Here is an 18,885-nt window from a genome sequence, read left to right as displayed (position 1 = left end):
AGCAGCACAAATTTTCCCAAGACATCGGTAAGACGGTACTGCGTGTGCCAAGCACGCAGACTATCAGAAAACGCACACAAACAAATGGTCACCAAAAGCAGAACGGTACGGAATAAGCGGCGCACGCAGAGCATCAAAGACAAGCCGCAACCAAATGGTCACTTCGATAAACTCCTACTTTGCATCCCCAGCACAAAAGAAAAGAAACCCGCCCCGCTGCCCCAAAACCCCTTGCAATACGCCGGGTTTTGTAGTATAATAATACAGAATATGATGCCTTTGACAGGCACGGCAGACCGGATGCTGCCGGGGAAAGGAACGGCTTTATGGATAAAACAACGCTTGCCCATCTGTGTGAGCTTTCCAAGCTCGATTTCACAGAGGAACAGCAGGATGCGGTGATCGCCCAGATGGACGATATCATTGCGCTGATGGATCAGATCAAGGAATATGACGTGACCTACGACGATACCCAGGATCACAACGAGATCCCCTACCAGGCACTGCGGGAGGATGTGGCACAGCCCTCCTACGATACCGCCCGGCTTCAGCAGAATACCCAGCCCCGGGATGACTGCTATGTAGTGCCGAAAATGATGGAATAACACCGGAAAGGGATTGGAAAGATGGATTTACAGAACACCACGCTGACCCAGTTGCGGCAGCTTCTGGACAGCAAAAGCATCAGCGCTGCTGAACTGACGGATGCGTATCTGGAGCGGATCCGTGCAGTGGATGGCAGTCTGCTGTCCTATATCACCGTGACCCCGGAGGAGGCGCACGCCCAGGCGGAACAGGCGCAGGCCCGGATCGATGCAGGCAATGCTGCGCCCTTGACGGGCATCCCCATGGCTATGAAGGACAATCTTTGCACCGACGGGGTACGCACCACCTGTTCCTCCCGGATGCTGGAGGATTTCGTGCCCCCCTATGACGCAACGGTTGTGGAAAAGCTGAAGGCGCAGAATTATATCATGCTGGGCAAGGCAAGCATGGACGAGTTTGCCATGGGCAGCTCCAACCAGACCAGCGCCTTTGCCAAGACCCGGAACCCCTATGACACAAGCTGTGTGCCCGGAGGCTCCTCCGGCGGCAGTGCGGCAGCGGTCAGCGCAGGGCTGTGCGCCGCTGCTTTGGGTTCGGATACGGGTGGATCCATCCGGCAGCCTGCATCCTTCTGCGGCGTCACCGGCTTAAAGCCCACCTACGGCAGAGTGTCCCGGTATGGTCTGGTGGCATTCGCCAGCTCGCTGGATCAGATCGGCCCCATCGCCCGGTGCGCCCGGGACTGCGGCACGGTGCTGTCCGCCATTGCGGGACAGGATCCCCACGATGCCACCTCTGCGCCCCAGTCAGTGCCGGATTTCAACGAAAAAGTCGGCAAGTCTCTGAAGGGGCTGAAAATCGCCCTGCCCAAGGAATTTTTCGGGGACGCTGTGGACGATGAGGTCAAGGAAGCGGTTCTGGCTGCTGCCAGGGAATATCAGTCCATGGGGGCGGAGCTGGTGGATTGCTCCATTTCCACCCTGAAGTATGCGGTTGCCGCATACTACCTGATCGCCTCTGCGGAGGCGGCATCCAACCTTGCCCGGTTTGACGGCATCAAATACGGCCTCCGGGGCGAGGGAAACAGCTTTGATAAAATGATCCGGGACAGCCGGAGCAGAGGCTTCGGGGACGAGGTCAAGCGCCGGATCCTGCTGGGGAACTATGCCCTGTCCAGCGGCTATTACGACGCTTACTACCGGAAAGCCCTTGCCCTCAAGCAGGATTTCATCAAGGAATATGACCGGATCTTCCAGAACGCCGATATCATTCTCACCCCCACGGCGCCTACGGTGGCATACCCCATCGGCAAGCAGGAGCATGACCCGGTGAAGATGTACACCGGAGATATCTGCACGGTGACGGTGAATATTGCCTGCCTGCCTGCCATCAGCACCACCTGCGGTTATAGCAGGACGGGGATGCCCATCGGCATGTCCTTGATCGGCAGACGCTTTGACGAGGCTACCATCATCCAGGCGGCTGACGCATTCGAGCAGGGCTTTACTGTGATCCCGGCAAAGCCGGAGGGAGGAGCGGCAAAATGAGATTGTACCCCACCATCGGCCTGGAGATCCACGCCGAGCTTCTGACCAAATCCAAGGTGTTCTGCACCTGTTCTGCGGAATTCGGCGGCGAGCCCAATTCCCGCTGCTGTCCGGTATGCTCCGGACTGCCCGGTACCCTGCCCATTCTGAACCGGAAGGCGGTGGAATACATCGTCAAGGCAGGCTATACCATGAACTGCGACATTTCCCGGTTCACCAAGTGGGACCGGAAGAACTATTTCTACCCGGATCTGCCCAAGGCGTACCAGATCTCCCAGATGCCACGTCCCGTGTGTCTGAACGGCCATGTGGACATCCGGGTGAACGGGGAGGACAAGGTGATCCGCATCAACCGGATCCACCTGGAGGAGGACGCAGGCAAGCTGGTGCACGATGAAGCTGCCCATGTGAGCCTGGCGGATTATAACCGGTGCGGCATCCCGCTGATCGAGATCGTCACCGAGCCGGATTTCCACAGCGCAGAGGACGTAACCGCCTTTGTGGAAAAGATCCGGCAGCTACTCCAGTACGCCGGCGTATGCGACGGCAAGATGGAGCAGGGCTCCCTCCGGTGCGATGTGAACATTTCCCTGGCAGAGCCGGGTGCGCCCCTGGGTACCCGGGCGGAGATCAAGAATCTGAACTCCGTGAAGGCAATCGGCAGAGCCATTGATTACGAGATCTACCGGCAGACGGAGATTCTGGAATCCGGCGGCAGGGTGCATCAGGAGACCCGCCGGTTCAGCGACAGCACCGGGGAAACCACTGCCATGCGTTCCAAGGAGGATGCGCACGATTACCGGTACTTCCCGGATCCGGACATTCCCCCCATCATCTTTACCGAGCAGGAGCTGGAGGAGATCCGGGCAAGCCTGCCGGAAATGCCGGAGCAGCGGCTTGCCCGGTATCTTGAGTGGGGCATCGCCAAGAACGAGGCGGAGACCCTGCTCGGCGACAAGCGCATCAGCGACTTTTTCGATGCGGCCGCCGCAAGCTATCCCAACCCCAAAGCCATCGCTTCCTTCATTCTGGTGGAGCTGATGCGCCGGATCAATCTGGGAGAAGCGGATATGGGAACCCTGCCCTTTGACGGGCCTGCGCTGGCACGGCTGGTGGAGCTTGGGGAAACCGACAAGATCAACAAGAGCAATATGAAGGATATCCTCCGGAGTATGCTGGAAACCGGCAAGACGGCGGATCAGATCGCCGAGGAGGAGAATCTGTGGATCCGGGAGGATCTGGGGCTGGCGGAATCCGTCATCGACAAGCTGCTGGCGGACAATCCGGGGCCGGTGGAGCAGTACCGGAACGGGGAACAGAAGGTATTCGGATTTTTGATGGGACAGGCAAACAGAGCGCTGAAGGGCTCTGCCACACCCAAGGCCATCAAAGAGCTGTTGGAAAAGAAGCTGAAAGGCTGATAGGGAAGGAAAGGTATTGAGAAGATGTTTTTAGCAAATCGTTATCGGGATCATCTCACCAGCATGATCGGCGAAGGGGAGATCGGCAAGACCGTCCGGGTATCCGGCTGGGTGGAGAACATCCGGGATCACGGGGGCATCAAGTTCATCGACCTGCGGGATCACTACGGCATTGTGCAGATCACCATGCAGCAGAACGAGGGTCTGCTGGAGGGCGTGAACAAGGAAAGCGCCGTTTCCGTCAGCGGACAGGTGGTCAAGCGGGATGCGTCCACCTACAATGACAAGATCGCAACCGGTACGGTGGAGATCGTGGCACAGACCCTGGAGATCCTGGGAAAGGTTACGGTGCCCCTGCCCTTTGAGGTGCCCTCCTCCCGGGAATCCGGCGAGGATATCCGGCTGCGGTACCGGTTTTTGGATATGCGGAACCACCGGGTGCATCAGAACATCGTATTCCGTTCCAACATTATGTCCTTTATGCGGGAGAAGATGACCAGTCTGGGTTTTTTGGAGCTTCAGACCCCCATCCTTTCCACCTCCTCCCCGGAGGGGGCACGGGACTATCTGATCCCCAGCCGGAAGCATCACGGCAAGTTCTATGCCCTGCCCCAGGCACCCCAGATCTTCAAGCAGTTGTACATGGTGTCCGGCTTTGATAAATACTTCCAGCTTGCTCCCTGCTTCCGGGACGAGGACGCAAGAGCGGATCGTACCCCCGGCGAGTTCTACCAGCTTGACCTGGAAATGTCCTTTGCCACCCAGGAGGAAGTATTTGCCGTTGCGGAGGAGGTTTTCCCCGCCATCATCGAGAAATTCAGCAACAAGCCCTTCACCAAGGGTCCCTTCCCCCGGATCACCTATGCGGATGCCATGCTGAAGTACGGCTCCGACAAGCCGGATCTGCGGAATCCGCTGTTCATCATCGACCTGTCCGATCAGTTCGTGGGCAGCGACTTCAAGCCCTTCTCCAACAAGACCGTCCGGGGCATCCGGGTGCCTAAGATGGGTGAAAAGTCCAAGACCTTCTTCAAGAGCATGGAGGAGTACGCCCTGTCCATCGGCATGAAGGGACTGGGCTATGTGAAGGTGGACGAGAACATGTCCTTCCTGGGCCCTATTGACAAGTTCCTGACGGATGCCTCCCGGGAGGAGATCAAGCGCCGTGCAGAGCTGGAGCCCGGGGATGTGCTGTACTTTATCGCGGACAGCAAGAAGAATGCGGAGAAATTTGCCGGACAGATCCGCACGGAGGTTGCAAACCGGATGGGTCTGATCGACAACGACCGGTTCGAGATCTGCTGGATCGTGGACTTTCCCATGTACGAGGAGGACGAGGAAACCGGCAAGCCCATCTTCACCCACAACCCCTTCTCCATGCCCCAGGGTGAGCTGGAGGCTCTGAACACCAAGAACCCCTGCGATGTGCTGGCATACCAGTATGATGTGGTGTGCAACGGGGTGGAGCTGGCGTCCGGCGCAGTCCGGAACCATGACCCGGAGGTGATGGTGAAGGCGTTTGAGATTGCTGGCTACACGGAGGAGGATGTGGCAGCCAAGTTCGGCGCTCTGTACAGCGCATTCAAGTTTGGTGCGCCCCCCCATGCAGGTATGGCGTTCGGCATTGACCGGATGATCATGCTGCTGCTGGACGAGGAGAGCATCCGGGAGGTCATTGCCTTCCCGCTGAACTCCAACGCCCAGGATCTGCTGCTGGGTGCCCCCACCCAGGTTACGGAGCAGCAGCTACGTGAGGTACACATCAAGGTGCGGCAGCGCCCCCAGGATCTGAAGAACCAGGAAAAATCAGAATAAGCAAGCGGGGCATCCGGAAGGATGCCCCTGTTTTGGATGGAGGAACCATGAACCAGGAGATTTACGAGGATCGATATAGACCCATGGTGCCGAAGGTGATCGATTACGGCTGTATTGTTGTGGGGGTTCTGTCCTTCTTTATGCTTGGATACCGGTTGCAGTGCGTGTTCTGGTATCCTCTGCTCCTGCTGCTTGTGCCTTGTGTGCTGTCCGGATTTCCCGGCAGGATCTATTGCAACCAGGAAACAGTGGCGATACAGGATCTGTATCACGGTACAAAGCGGATCCCCATCGATGCCATCATGGGTCTGGAAATCAAGATTTACAGCCATGAGGAGGGGATACCCATGATTGTGCATCATTATATCTATGTGATGCGCATTCGTACAGCTGGAAAAACCTACGTCTTTAAACAGTATGTGAAAAGGGATGCGGACAGAAAAAACACTGCGTTTATGAAGCTCAAACGGTACATAGAAGCAGTGCGGTATATTGATTCCATCGCATAGCACAAAAACCCGCCCGGTATGCCCGGACGGGTTTGTTTTATGATAGCGCCTCAGATTTTCTTGGTGGCAACTTCTTCCACCAGCTTTGCCAGCAGGGCGTCCTGGGTCATGCTGCCCAGATCCCCGTCCCGGCGGGAGCGGACGGATACGGTCTTGCTCTCCACCTCGTTGTCTCCGATGGTGAGCATGTAGGGCACCTTCTCCAGCACTGCCTGCCGGATCTTGTAGCCCACCTTCTCTGCCCGGTCGTCCACGGTGATGCGCATGCCCGCAGCCTCCAGCTTTCTTGCGAGCTCCAGGGTGTAGTCCATGTGCCGGTCTGCAATGGGGATCAGCTTGACCTGTTCCGGTGCCAGCCACAGGGGGAATGCACCGGCGTACTTTTCGATCAGCAGGGCAAGGGTACGCTCATAGCAGCCCAGAGATGTCCGGTGAATGATGTAGGGGCGGCGCTTGGTGCCGTCCACGTCGGTGTATTCCATGCCGAACAGCTGCGCCAGCATCTGGTCGATCTGGATGGTGATGAGGGTGTCCTCCTTGCCGTGTACGTTCTTGATCTGGATATCCAGCTTGGGCCCGTAGAAGGCAGCCTCGTCAATGCCGATGGTGTAGTGGATGCCCAGGTGATCCAGGATCTTCTTCATAGCGCCCTGTGCCTCGTCCCACTGCTCCGGGGTGCCGATATACTTTTCCGTGTTGTTGGGATCCCACTGGGAGAACCGGTAGGTCACATCATCCGCCAGACCCAGGGTGGTGAGCATGTAGTTGGCAAGCTCCAGACAGCCCCGGAACTCATCCTCCAACTGCTCCGGACGAAGGATCAGATGTCCCTCGGAAATGGTAAACTGCCGTACCCGGATCAGACCGTGCATCTCGCCGCTGTCCTCGTTCCGGAACAGGGTAGAGGTCTCGCCCAACCGCATGGGCAGATCCCGGTAGGAACGGGGACGGTTCAGGAATACCTGGTACTGGAAGGGACAGGTCATGGGACGCAGGGCAAATACCTCCTTGTCCTTCTCCTCGTCCCCCAGTACGAACATGCCTTCCTTGTAGTGATCCCAGTGGCCGGAGATCTTGTACAGGTCGCTCTTTGCCATCAGAGGGGTCTTGGTCAGCAGGTAGCCCCGGCGCTGCTCCTCATCCTCCACAAAGCGCTGCAGTAGCTGGATGACTCTTGCGCCCTTGGGCAACATGATGGGCAGACCCTGACCGATGCAGTCCACGGTGGTGAACAGCTCCAGCTCTCTGCCCAGCTTGTTGTGATCCCGCAGCTTGGCTTCCTCCAGTTGCTTGAGGTATGCCTCCAGTTCCGCAGCCTTGGGGTATGCGGTACCGTAGATCCGGGACAGCATCTTGTTCTTTTCGGAGCCTCTCCAGTATGCGCCGGTGCAGGACAGCAGCTTGAACGCCTTCACCGGAGCGGTGGTCATCAGATGAGGCCCTGCGCACAGGTCGGTGAAATCCCCCTGCTTGTAGAAGGAGATGGGCTCTCCCTTGCCTGCATGCTCGCTGCACAGCTCTACCTTGTAAGGCTCACCCATTTCTTCCAGCTTCTTGAGCGCCTCTGCCGGGGGCAGCTCAAACTGCTCCAGGGGGATGCCCTCCTTGACGATCTGCTTCATTTCCGCCTCGATCTTCACCAGTTCATCGGCGGTAAAGGGCTTCTCCACGTCAAAGTCGTAGTAGAATCCGTTGTCGATGGCGGGGCCGATGGCAAGCTTTGCTTCCGGGTACAGCCGCTTTACGGCTTGCGCCAGAATGTGGGAGGCGGTGTGCCAGAATGCCTTCTTACCCTCGATGGAGTCAAAGGTCATGACCTCAAAGGAGCAGTTCTCGGTGAGCACTGTCCGCAGATCCTTGACCTCCCCGTTGATTTTGACGCAGCATGCAGCCTTGTACAGCCCCATGCCGATGCCCTTGATGACCTCGGCGGCGGATTGACCAGCTTCAGCCTGACGGATACTGCCGTCCTTCAGTGTCAGTTCGATCATAGCAAAATACTTCCTTTCAGTTGATGATGTTATCGGATTGCGTCTGTCCGGGCGGTCATACCGCACGGGGACAGGCTTCTGTCACGGAACAGCGTGCGGATCACCCCCTCTCAAACAAAAACGCCCCCTATGCGGTTGCATAAGGGGCGACAAGTCGCGGTTCCACCCTGGTTCACAGTCATAGACTGCCTTTGGATGCTCTGTAACGGGAGCGCCCGTTGCCGGTTAGGCACACTGGTAGAGGCGGTATGCAGCATCTCTGCGCCAGCACCGCTTGCAGCCGGGACGGTGCTCTCTGTATGACGCACGGTGGGATCTGCCATCCTCCGTCATGGTTTTCCACGATATTGTTTCATACAAGATTATACTAGCACAAGCCGCCGGATTTGTCAATCGCCGGGGCGAAAAAAATTTTGTCCTCCGGCTGGGAGCATCCGGGGCGGCAGAGGGGCTTTTTGGCACACTGCACAAAAACAAGGGGGAATCCTCTGAAAATGCGCAGGGGGATTGTATAAAATGCTGAAATCCGTTCAGTCCTGTGCCGGGAGGGCTCTTTGTGGGGGATTGCCCTTGACAAGCAGGTTGAAAAGTTATAAAATAATAATGTTGCAATCTATGAGCCGGCGGCATGATCCCAGACCGGTTTGATAGGATATATTTGCAAATGACTTTTCCGGGATGCGCCCCATCCCGTAAGCTACGGCACAGGCTATGTGGCTGTACTTTTATTTGTGCCGGCTCTGCCGGTCAGTATAAATATGGAATCAACGGCGAATCAGCCCCCAATTCTGAATCAGAGAACAGATGTTCTCTTTGTGCGCACGGGCGCAGTATACACAAATGAATAAAAATACGGTGACATTGTCCGCCTTAGTGAAGTGATAGTCAGAATCAGACTGAATGAAGGAGGACGGTACAACGTGGATGAAACCATGATCACAGTGCTGACCGGCGTGGCAGCGCTGATCGTCGGTGCAGCGATTTCCGGGTTCATTTTCTTCAAGCAGGGCATCGCATACCGCCGGCGTGAGGCGGAAAGCGTGATCGGCTCTGCGGAGAAGGAAGCGGAGCGCATTCTGGAGGACGCAGGAAAGGATGCGGACAGCCGGAAAAAGGCGGCGTTGGTGGAAGCGAAGGACGAGATCTACAAGCTGCGCTCGGAGGCGGAGCGGGAGATCAAGGATCGCCGGGGAGAGATCTCCCGGCAGGAGCGTCGCATCCAGCAAAAGGAAGAAAATCTCGACCGGAAGAACGACAACCTGGAGCGGAAGGAAGAACAGCTCCAGAACAAGATCCGGGCGGCGGAGGATCGGCTCAAGGAGGCGGAGACCCTCAAGAAAAGTGAAATGGATATGCTGGAGCGCATTTCCGAGCTGACCCGGGAACAGGCAAAGGAATACATGCTCAATATGCTGGAGGATGACCTGGTACACGAAAAGGCGCTGAAGGTCACCAGCTACGAACAGCAGATCAAGGACGAGTGCGACGAGAAGGCACGGAACTACATTGCCCTTGCCATTGCAAAATGTGCGGCGGAGCAGGTGTCCGAAGCGGCGGTTTCCGTGGTGGCACTGCCCAATGACGAAATGAAGGGCCGCATCATCGGACGGGAGGGCAGGAACATCCGGACGCTGGAAACCCTCACCGGAGTAGATCTCATCATTGACGATACCCCGGAGGCTATCACCCTGTCCTGCTTTGACCATGTGCGCCGGGAGGTTGCCCGGATCGCTCTGGAGAAGCTCATCAGCGACGGCCGGATCCATCCCACCCGCATCGAGGAAATGGTGGATAAGGCACGGCGTGAGGTGGAATACAAGATCAAGCAGGAGGGCGAGCGTGCCATCCTGGAAACCAATGTACACGGACTGAACAGCGAGCTGGTAAAGCTCATCGGCAGACTCCGGTACAGAACCAGCTACCGGCAGAATGTGCTGAACCACAGCATCGAAGTGGCGCAGTTGTCCGGCATCCTTGCCTCCGAGCTGGGTGTGGACGCTACCCTGGCACGGCGTGCGGGACTGCTCCACGATATCGGCAAGGCGCTGACCTCCGAGATCGAAGGCTCCCATGTGCAGATCGGTGTGGATGTATGCCGCCGGTATAAGGAAAGCCCGGAGGTTATTCACGCCATCGAGGCCCATCACAACGACGTAGAGCCCAGAACCGTCATTGCCTGCATCGTACAGGCGGCGGACGCCATTTCTGCGGCACGGCCTGCGGCAAGAAGCGAAAACTACGAGAACTACATCAAGCGGCTCCAGAAGCTGGAGGAAATCTGTCAGAGCTACGAGGGCGTGGAGAAAAGCTACGCTGTCCAGGCGGGCAGAGAGATCCGGATCATGGTACAGCCGGAGGTCATCAACGACGAGAAGATGGTTCTGGTGGCACGGCAGATCGCCAAGCAGATCGAGGACGAAATGGAATACCCGGGTCAGATCAAGGTCAACATCATCCGGGAAAGCCGGGCAGTCGAATACGCAAAATAACGCATACCAACCCCTGCGCAGCAATGCGTGGGGGTTTTCTGTAAAGGAGCATGTTTATGGCGAAAACCTTGTTTCACAGTTCGGAGCGTTCCAACTTTATTGTAAATCTGAAGCCGGAGCGGCTGCGGCAGCTGTCCTGCCGGGTGTGCATGCTGGCAATGATCCTGCTGACCGGCAGTATGCTGCTGACGGAGCTGACCCAGGACGTATACGGCAGCCTGTCGGAAGCCATCAGCGACGGGGGCACCAGGGGCGTGCTTGCCTATCTGGTGCTGATTTTGCGGAGCGTGTCCTCCATGTTTGCGGTGGGAGGCGTGCTTGCCCTGATCTTTGCTTTCATCGCCCTCATCAAGAAGCAGTTTGACCCGAAACGGGCGGCACTGCCGGCAGCACTCCTGTGCAGCATCCTGATCCTGGGGTATATTTCCGCCCTGCTGTCCTTCGACACCACCGTTGCCCTCATCGGCATGGAGGGGCGGGGACGGGGCGTGCTGGCACTGCTGTTCTACGGTGCATTCTTCGTGATCTGCTCCCAGCTGCACCGCAAAGAGGCGGAAAAGCTGGGGCTCTGGATCACCGGATACGGACTGGCACAGTGCCTGTTTGCCCTGTTCCAGATCCTGCCCATCCGGCTGCCCTCCAGCTACGACCATATGTTCCCCCGGCTGCTGGTGGATGTGTACCTGCCCAGCGGCTTGTCCTCCAACCCGGCGGCGTTCGCCATGCTGCTGACCATGCTGGGGATGCTGGCGGTGTGCATGGCACTGTACAGCCGGGAGAAGAAGCGCCGGCTCTATTACACCATTGCGGCGGCGGTGTTCCTGTTCTTCCTGCCCCGAACCCAATGCCTGGCAGGACTGGTGGGACTGGGCGCAGTGCTGGTGACCGGCTTGGTGCTGGGGCTGCGGAAGGGAGCATGCAAGCCGGTCAAGCCCCTGGCGGCAATGGTGCTGTGCGCCGGCATCGGCTTCGGCACAGCCTGTGCTGCGCCTTTGCTCAACGGCAGCAAGTTCCTGTCCTCTGATGCGGATACCCCCCTGTCCGCCGGCTATCATTTGCAGGACGGCTCCATTGTGTTCCTGGATGGGGCGTACCGGAACGATGTGTGCGGTCAGTACTCCCGGCAGGATGCCCAGGGGAAGTTCGACCTGGAGCAGCCTCTGAGCATCTATCCCTATATGTGGAAGCAGGCGGCCCAGACCATTGCCAAGTATCCCCTGCTGGGTACCGGTGCGGATAATTACATTTATGCCCAGTTGCGCTCCAGCTATACCATCATCCAGAATCTGAACATTGTGGACGATCCCTACAACGACTATCTGTACCAGGCAGCCACCCGGGGGATCCCGGCACTGCTGTTGTATCTGGCGCTGGCGGCAGTGTCCTTGCTCCGGGGTGCAAAGGCATACCGGAAGGGGAAGGCACCCCTGGGACTGGCGGTGCTGCTGGGGGCAGGGGGCTATCTGCTGACGGCGGTGTGCGGCATTTCCGCCCTGCCGGTGACTCCGGTTTTCTGGATGCTGCTGGGGCTTAGCTGCGGCGGCGTCCAGGAGGATTGAGGCAATGTCCGCCTGCCTGAAAAAAACACTTGCTTTTTGCGAAAAATGTGTTACAATATAGGTAGCGGTGCCGGAGGATCCCGGCGCTGAATATGTAATGGAGGTGTATTTAGAATGGCATACGTAATTTCTGATGATTGCATCATGTGCGGTGCTTGCGAGAGCGAATGTCCCGTAAGCGCAATTTCCGCTGGCGACAGCAAGTATGTGATTGACGCTGATACCTGCATCGAGTGCGGCGCTTGCGCCGGTGTCTGCCCGGTATCCGCTCCGAGCGCAGGCTGATCGTCCCCTTGGAGGACAGCGTTTGCAGGAGGCTATGCTTTCCGCAGACGCTGTTTGTCGTTTTGGGCATCCTTATGCAGGATCTCCGAAAAAGGACTTGCAAAGCGGCGGCTTTTGTGATATAATAATTTGTGCAATCTTGCACAAGGTCTGTCTGACGGCTTTGTGCGTATATTCTGAAATATGATGTATAACATATAAGGAGGAAACTCTTATGTTCCAGTTCCGTAAAGGTGCAGCCATCACGCTGGCTGCTTTGTGTATGCTATCCCCCCTGGCAGCAGGCTGCAACAACGACAGCAGCAGCAATACCGTGCCGGAGAGCACCGAGTATGTGGTTCCTGTTCCGGCGCCGGAGGATCGGATCTCCGAATCCGTCAAGGGTGCGGTGGTCGATGCACAGGTGGGCAAGCCGGCTGAATACAACAACACCGAGAAGCAGGAAAAGCTCCAGGTAGAGGTGGAGGCTGTCAAGGCACTGGACAAGTTCACCAACAAAAACGAAAACAAAACGGAGATCCTGTTTGTGGAGATGAATTTGACCAACAATTCCGGCAAGGTGCTGGATCTCAGTTATCTGACCCATTTCTCCACGGATGTGGACGGTACTGTCACCGATGTGGGACATTCCGCACTGGCAAACTCCCAGGCAACCAAATATTACGCAAACACCGGCAGAAAGCTGGTTCACCAGCAGGTGGCAGCAGGGGAGAAGATCTCCTTCGTGGTAGCGCTGGAGGTTCCCTCCGAGCGGAAGGGTCTGAAGCTGATCTACACCCCCTACAAGTACTACTCCAATGATACCATTGATTTCGAGATCAAGCCGGAGGATATTCAGCATATCGCCGGGTGATCCACAGGACACAAAGCGGAATGCAGCAAGCGTTCCGCTTTTTTAGGCTATGAGGAGGCTTTTTCATGCTGGTCGATTTCCATGTACACGCCTTTGCCGAGAAGATCGCCGCCCGTGCCATCGGGCAGGTCGCCGGAAAGGCGGATCTGATCCCGGAAACGGACGGTACGGCGGAGGGGCTGCGCCGGCGGCTACAGGAATGGGGCGTGGACAAGGGCGTGGTTCTGCCCATCGCCACCAAGCCCACCCAGCAGACCATCATCAACGACTGGGCGGCGCAGCAGCAGGACGAGACCCTGTACTGCTACGGCAGTGTGCATCCGGATGCGCCGGATGTGCTGGAGGAGCTGGAGCGGATCCGGCAGCTGGGGCTTCACGGCATCAAGCTGCATCCGGATTATCAGGGCTTCTTTGCGGATGAGCCAAGAATGCTGCCCATTTATCGGCGGTGCGCCCAGCTAGGGCTGCCGGTGCTGTTTCATGCCGGGTTTGACCCGGTTTCTCCCCAGGTGCGGCATGCTTCTCCGGAGGCACTGGCACGAATTGCCGAGGCGGTGCCGGAGCTGACCCTGATCGCTGCCCATCTGGGAGGCGTGCTGCAGTGGGATGAAGCGGAGCGGCTGCTGGTGGGCAGGAAGAATGTGTATCTGGACACGGCGTTTGCCAGCCATTCTATTGACCCAGGTCAGTTTGAGCGGATCGTGCAGCGACATGGGGCGGAGCGGATCCTCTTTGCCAGCGATTGCCCCTGGGACAGCCCGGTGAAGATCCACCGGATCATGGACGACTTTGCCCTGACCCCGGCGCAGCGGAGCCGGATCGACTGGGAGAATGCATTGGAGCTGCTGGCGCAGCACTGACAGGAGGACGGAATGAAACTGATCTCATGGAACGTAAACGGCTTGCGGGCATGCCGGGAAAAGGGCTTTGAGGCATTTTTTGCCCAGGAGGATGCGGACTTTTTCTGCATCCAGGAAACCAAGCTTCAGGCGGGGCAGATTCAGCTGGAGCTGCCCGGCTACAATCAATACTGGCATTATGCGGACAAAAAGGGCTACTCCGGCACGGCGGTATTCACCAAGCACATCCCCCTGTCCGTGCAGCGGGACTTCGGGCTTCCGGCGCACAACGGAGAGGGACGGGTGCTGACGTTGGAGTATCCGGATTTTTACCTGGTGAATGCCTATGTGCCCAACTCCAAGCGGGAGCTGCTGCGGCTGGATTACCGGATGGAGTGGGAGGATGCCCTGCGGCAGTACCTGTTGGGGCTGGACGCCAGGAAACCGGTGATCTACTGCGGTGATCTGAACGTGGCGCACCGGGAGATCGATTTGAAAAATCCCAAGTCCAACCGGCGGAATGCCGGCTTTACGGACGAGGAGCGGGGGCGGCTCTCCACCCTGCTGGACAGCGGTTTTACGGATACCTTCCGGCTGTTGTATCCGGACACTGCCGGGGCATACACCTGGTGGTCCTACATGTTCCACGCCCGGGAGAAGAACGCCGGGTGGCGCATCGACTATTTCATCGTATCCAACCGGATCGCTCCCCTGGTGCAGGACAGCCTGATCTACAAGGACGTGCTGGGAAGCGACCACTGCCCGGTGGGATTGCTGGTGCATGGACTTCGTACAGAAGCATAATAATTATACTGAGCGGCGATATTTTGCCGCTCTTTTTTTAATTTTTCCTGAATTTTCGGCGAAAGTTTACAGAAACTCTTGCAAAATGGGGGGTGTGATGCTATACTGATAATACAGAGAGTCAAATGCGGAGTCGGGACGCATCCGGCTTTGCAGCAGTCCGGGAAGGATTGCACAGCAACTGGGAGGGGCTTTTGCGGGGTGCAGAAGCCTGCGGGAGGAGCGAAGATGAGAGAAAACCAAAAGCCGATGGTGGGGATCTGTCTCGCAAAGATCCAGGATGCGACCCGTTCGGATCTGATGCAGCGGATTTGCCAGGAGGCTCATGACCGGGGCTTCCGGGTACAGATATATAATATGTATAACGATTTGTTTTTTCACCGGAAACGGGATGAAGGGGAAAAGAGCGTTCTGAATGTGCTGCAGATGGAGCTGCTGTCGGTGCTGATCGTCCTGCCCCAGACCATTCTGGATGAGCGAACAGTGCTTGAGCTGATTGACCGTGCCAAGCAGGCAAAGGTGCCGGTCATCAGCATCGACCAGCAGATTCCCGGCTGCTACAACGTGCTGTATGAATACGAAAAGCCCTTTTCCCAGGTGGTGCGCCATGTGTTCCAGGTGCATCACTGTCGCCGGGTGGCGTTTGTTGCCGGATTCAAGGGGAATCCCTTTTCCGAAGCCCGGATCCAGGTGTACAAGGATGCTCTGGAGGAGTTCGGCATCCCCTTTGACCCCACGCTGCTGAAGTACGGGGATTTCTGGGAGTGGCCTGCCTATGTTGCCGCCAGGGAACTGCTGGAGCAGGGTCTGCCGGAGGCGATCATCTGCGCCAACGACACCATGGCAATGGCAGTGTGCGAGATCATGTACCAGAACAACATCCGGGTGCCGGAGGACGTGATCGTCACCGGCTTTGACGGCATCGCCAAGGAGCAGTACCATTCTCCCCGGCTCACCACTGGCGCCCAGGATCAGCCCCATTGCAGCTGGCTGACGATGGAGATTGCCGCAAAGCTCATTGCAGGGGAGCAGCTGCCGTCCCAGGATTATTATGTCCATAACCAGGTGCGCTTTTCCGAGTCCTGCGGCTGCCGGAAAATGAATTTTCACAACAGCAGTCATATGCTCATGCAGATCTATGGGCAAATGGAAGAAACCAGAGAGTTTGAATTCCGGATCTTCAGCATGATCGGTACACTGACGGACGGCAGCACCCTGATGGAGACCGCAGAACGGTTGGGAGAGTATTTTCTGAACATGTCCACGGCTTACATGCAGCTGTGCCTGAATGGGGGGTACCTGCGTGACTGTGACGTGGCGGTGCCCCCGGACTGCCAGAAGGACGATATGTTTGTACTGGCACAGCGGGACAGCACGGAGTACACCACGCCCATGACCCGGTATCCCTTCCGGCAGCAGCTGGCGGATCCGGAACGGGCGTATTTCTTCCAGGCACCGGTGCTGTTTGTACCGCTGCATGACCAGAACGACGTGTTCGGCTATCTGGTCACAGTGTATGACCCCCACAATTTGCAGCATAATTATCTGTACACCTTTGTGATGGGTCTGGATCAGATCCTCAGTACCATCCGCAATCAGTCCATCCTCCGGTGTATGAACCGGATCCTGACGGAAACCAACCAGGAGCTTGCCAACATGTATATACACGATTCCATGACCGGGCTTCTGAATCGGCGTGGTTTCTTCCAGGAGATGGATCGTCGCCGTGCCGCCTGCGGGGATCGGGAAAGCTGGGTGTATGTGGCATCCGTGGATATGGACAGCCTGAAGTACATCAACGACACCTTCGGTCACCAGGAAGGGGATTTCGCCATCAAGACCGTGGCGGATGCCATTGTCAGCTGCGCCGGGAAAAACGGCTTTTGCGCCCGGTTCGGCGGGGACGAATACCTGGCTGCCATCATTACGGAGGATCCGGAGGAGGACGGCTGTCGCACCTTTGCACAGCGGCTCGCCAATCGGCTCCACAGTCTGAATCAGCAGAAGCTGCGTCCTTACCAGTTCGGCGCAAGCTGCGGCACGGTGCTGGAATCCAACACCCAGGAACTGGATCTGGATCAGCTCATGAAGCTGGCGGACGACCGGATGTATTCGGAAAAGCTCCGGCGCAAGTGCGTTCGGGGCGAGCCAAGGGAGAGCCATGCGTCCTGAACGATATTGCCATATAAAAGCAGCCCCCGGTCTGTACAGATTGGGGGTTTTTGGTCAGAACAAGCCCCGGAGCAGGAAGCCAGCCGCCCCTGCCCCTGCCAACAGCAGCAGCCACAGCACCGCCCTGCGTGCCGGAGAGCGGTGCGCCCCGGGGGAGGCAGCCGGATGCAGACAATGGCGTGCCTCGGCGGTGAGCAGCGCCATGGGCACCTGGGTCAGATTGGGCTTAAGATAAAAAACGGCTTTTTCAAAATAAAGGCTTTCCGGGTTGTGGATCTCCACCACTTTTCGGTTGACACCCTTGAGCATGCAACATTCCTCCTGCCTGGTTGTTTGGTGAAAGTATGGACAGGGGGACGCCGCCATATACGGCATGTAATAAATTTGTCCCGGATGGTCTGTGGAAAACTCTGTGGAAACAGTGGAAAAGCCCGGTTCTGCGTGTGGAAAACTTCGTTGAAAAGTTGGAAAACCACGCAGGTATGCCCCATTCCGGCTGTTGAAAGGGGATAATACTTGATGTAATTTCACATTGGATTATGACAGAAACCCCCTGGTACAGCCGGGAAATGTCCGGAAATGGGCGGAAGAAGGGCAAAAAAGATCCGCCGGGATGCCCCGACGGATGGTTTACGGTTTATTTTTCTGCTTGTGCCTTCAACAGATCCCGGATCTCGGTAAGAAGCTCCTGCTCCTTGGTGGGCTTGGGCGGTGCCGGTGGCGCTGCCTTCTGCTTGTGGGTGATCTTGTTGACGGTCTTGACCAGGGTGAATACACAAGCCGCAGTCAGCAGGAATACGATGACTTGCTGAATGAAGCTGCCGAAGTTCAGGTAGGGGTGATTGCCCCAGGGGATGGTCACGCCCAGGCTCTTGAAGTTGATGCCCACCAACAGGGTGCCGATCAGCGGCATCAGCAGGTCGTCAACCAGGGAGGAGACGATGGAGGTGAAGGCGCCGCCGACGATGATGCCGACTGCCATATCCAGTACGTTGCCCCGGGAAATGAAATCCTTGAATTCCTTGAGGATGGAGCGGGCACTGTCCGATGCGGTCTTGACCTTCTGGGCAGGCTGGGGAGTCTGCGGTGCAGGAGTCTGCGGTGCAGGTGCGTTGGTTTCTGCCATGATGAAGTCCTTCTTTCTTTTTCGGGTAGGAAATCTGCCCTTCATAATTCGACACCCTCATTATAGCACAAATCCGTCCCGATTGCACCAAAGAATCCTACAAAAATTCGCCTTAAATCGACTCGATGCTTGGTATTTCCAACGAAATTTTGTGGTTTTGCCGTCCTCGCTGATAGCCGGAAATGTCGATTGTGCCCAGTTCATCCCGATGGGAGGGCAGAGCCTCCACCGGGTGCAGATCGTCGGACATGGTGACCTGTGCCTTGCGCCGGGCAGGCTGATTGTTGAAGCTGTCGGAGCCGGAGGCTTCCTGCATCCGCACCCGGCTGGGTTCCTGCACATGAGCTTGCAGTTGTGCCGGATCCGCCTGTCCCGCCCCCTGCATCGTCCGGTGCCTGCCGAAGGGGTTGGTGTTGGGGGCAAGCTGTTTGCCGTCTGCCGCCGGGGCACTGCCCATCCGTGTGTTGTGATGCACCGGGTTTGGCTCGATGGGCGCCAGCGCCTGGGTCTGGGCAGCGGTGACCTCGTTCATCTGTACCGGCTTCCGCTTGGGGTTCAGATCTGCAAAGAAATCCTCCGGTGAGATGGGCTTTGCGGTCTTCTGGGGCTTGGGGGCAGGGGGCGGCGCAGGCTGCTGCTCTGCCGGCCGGGACAGATCATATCCGCAGCATACACAGAACCGGCTTTTTCTCGAAACGGTATCCCCACAGTTTGGACATTTCATATGAATCCCCCCATCTGCGTCCTATGCCCTTGGACAAATGCAACTTACTATTTTTATTCTAGCACTTCTATAGGCAGAACGCAATGGATTTCATACAAATTCATCTAAAAACACAGAACCTGTTATAATTTTTTGTGTAAAACGTACAATTCGGCAAAAAACTATCCCCTTTTTGCGGCTGGTGTGGTATAATAAGATCTGATAC

16 protein-coding genes are annotated in these 18,885 nt (G+C 57.1%); 12 read left to right on the top strand and 4 right to left on the bottom strand.

Annotated features, from left to right (window positions below; all coding sequences use genetic code 11):
- Positions 1 to 326: 326 nt before the first annotated feature.
- Genes gatC through RUM_RS11595 form a run of 5 tightly spaced genes read left to right on the top strand, consistent with a single transcriptional unit; the run spans position 327 to position 5,838 of the window.
- The gene (gene gatC / locus RUM_RS11615; protein WP_015559282.1) at positions 327 to 605 is read left to right on the top strand and encodes an Asp-tRNA(Asn)/Glu-tRNA(Gln) amidotransferase subunit GatC; all 279 of its coding nucleotides are present in this window, start codon (positions 327 to 329) and stop codon (positions 603 to 605) included.
- 21 nt (positions 606 to 626) lie between these two features.
- Positions 627 to 2,093 carry an Asp-tRNA(Asn)/Glu-tRNA(Gln) amidotransferase subunit GatA gene (gene gatA / locus RUM_RS11610; RefSeq protein WP_015559281.1) on the top strand — a complete coding sequence of 489 codons (1,467 nt, stop codon included), beginning with the start codon at positions 627 to 629 and terminating at the stop codon, positions 2,091 to 2,093.
- The gene (gatB, locus tag RUM_RS11605) at positions 2,090 to 3,514 is read left to right on the top strand and encodes an Asp-tRNA(Asn)/Glu-tRNA(Gln) amidotransferase subunit GatB (protein ID WP_015559280.1); all 1,425 of its coding nucleotides are present in this window, start codon (positions 2,090 to 2,092) and stop codon (positions 3,512 to 3,514) included. Before gatA ends, gatB begins: the two co-directional genes overlap by 4 nt.
- A 24-nt stretch (positions 3,515 to 3,538) precedes the next feature.
- On the top strand, positions 3,539 to 5,329 hold the full coding sequence (gene aspS / locus RUM_RS11600) for an aspartate--tRNA ligase (RefSeq protein WP_015559279.1): 1,791 nt from the start codon (positions 3,539 to 3,541) through the stop codon (positions 5,327 to 5,329).
- 47 nt (positions 5,330 to 5,376) lie between these two features.
- Positions 5,377 to 5,838, top strand: coding sequence for a hypothetical protein (locus RUM_RS11595; RefSeq protein WP_041326433.1), 462 nt, complete (start codon positions 5,377 to 5,379; stop codon positions 5,836 to 5,838).
- A 50-nt stretch (positions 5,839 to 5,888) separates the two neighbouring features.
- On the opposite strand, the gene thrS is transcribed toward RUM_RS11595, so the two are convergent.
- On the bottom strand, positions 5,889 to 7,829 hold the full coding sequence (gene thrS, locus RUM_RS11590) for a threonine--tRNA ligase (RefSeq protein WP_015559278.1): 1,941 nt from the start codon (positions 7,827 to 7,829) through the stop codon (positions 5,889 to 5,891).
- A gap of 932 nt (positions 7,830 to 8,761) precedes the next feature.
- Between thrS and rny the strand changes: the two genes are divergently transcribed.
- The 7 genes from rny to RUM_RS11550 all read left to right on the top strand — a co-directional run bounded on the left by rny (position 8,762) and on the right by RUM_RS11550 (position 16,830).
- Positions 8,762 to 10,318 carry a ribonuclease Y gene (rny, locus tag RUM_RS11580; RefSeq protein ID WP_041326837.1) on the top strand — a complete coding sequence of 519 codons (1,557 nt, stop codon included), beginning with the start codon at positions 8,762 to 8,764 and terminating at the stop codon, positions 10,316 to 10,318.
- Positions 10,319 to 10,374: 56 nt separating this feature from the next.
- Positions 10,375 to 11,877: an O-antigen ligase family protein gene (locus tag RUM_RS11575; protein WP_015559276.1), complete on the top strand. Its 1,503-nt coding sequence runs from the start codon at positions 10,375 to 10,377 to the stop codon at positions 11,875 to 11,877.
- A 114-nt stretch (positions 11,878 to 11,991) separates the two neighbouring features.
- The gene (locus tag RUM_RS11570; protein WP_015559275.1) at positions 11,992 to 12,162 is read left to right on the top strand and encodes a DUF362 domain-containing protein; all 171 of its coding nucleotides are present in this window, start codon (positions 11,992 to 11,994) and stop codon (positions 12,160 to 12,162) included.
- Between the two features lie 214 nt (positions 12,163 to 12,376).
- Positions 12,377 to 13,015 (top strand): DUF4352 domain-containing protein, encoded by a 639-nt coding sequence (locus tag RUM_RS11565; protein ID WP_015559274.1) that lies wholly within the window; start codon positions 12,377 to 12,379, stop codon positions 13,013 to 13,015.
- 65 nt (positions 13,016 to 13,080) lie between these two features.
- Complete coding sequence (locus RUM_RS11560) at positions 13,081 to 13,875, top strand: amidohydrolase family protein (RefSeq protein WP_015559273.1); 795 nt, start codon at positions 13,081 to 13,083, stop codon at positions 13,873 to 13,875.
- Positions 13,876 to 13,887: 12 nt separating this feature from the next.
- Positions 13,888 to 14,658 (top strand): exodeoxyribonuclease III, encoded by a 771-nt coding sequence (locus tag RUM_RS11555; RefSeq protein ID WP_015559272.1) that lies wholly within the window; start codon positions 13,888 to 13,890, stop codon positions 14,656 to 14,658.
- 228 nt (positions 14,659 to 14,886) lie between these two features.
- The gene (locus RUM_RS11550) at positions 14,887 to 16,830 is read left to right on the top strand and encodes a GGDEF domain-containing protein (protein WP_015559271.1); all 1,944 of its coding nucleotides are present in this window, start codon (positions 14,887 to 14,889) and stop codon (positions 16,828 to 16,830) included.
- A gap of 54 nt (positions 16,831 to 16,884) precedes the next feature.
- On the opposite strand, the gene RUM_RS11545 is transcribed toward RUM_RS11550, so the two are convergent.
- The 3 genes from RUM_RS11545 to RUM_RS11535 form a co-directional block, all read right to left on the bottom strand.
- Positions 16,885 to 17,139 (bottom strand): hypothetical protein, encoded by a 255-nt coding sequence (locus tag RUM_RS11545; protein WP_015559270.1) that lies wholly within the window; start codon positions 17,137 to 17,139, stop codon positions 16,885 to 16,887.
- Positions 17,140 to 17,467: 328 nt separating this feature from the next.
- The gene (gene mscL, locus RUM_RS11540) at positions 17,468 to 17,956 is read right to left on the bottom strand and encodes a large-conductance mechanosensitive channel protein MscL (protein ID WP_081460091.1); all 489 of its coding nucleotides are present in this window, start codon (positions 17,954 to 17,956) and stop codon (positions 17,468 to 17,470) included.
- Positions 17,957 to 18,068: 112 nt separating this feature from the next.
- Positions 18,069 to 18,680 (bottom strand): zinc ribbon domain-containing protein, encoded by a 612-nt coding sequence (locus RUM_RS11535; RefSeq protein WP_015559268.1) that lies wholly within the window; start codon positions 18,678 to 18,680, stop codon positions 18,069 to 18,071.
- Positions 18,681 to 18,885: the final 205 nt, after the last annotated feature.

It is taken from the genome of Ruminococcus champanellensis 18P13 = JCM 17042 (genome assembly GCF_000210095.1).
Classification (GTDB): domain Bacteria; phylum Bacillota; class Clostridia; order Oscillospirales; family Ruminococcaceae; genus Ruminococcus_F; species Ruminococcus_F champanellensis.
The sequence above is the reverse complement of the archived record's forward strand: the minus strand, read 5'-3'. Positions and strand labels throughout refer to the sequence as shown.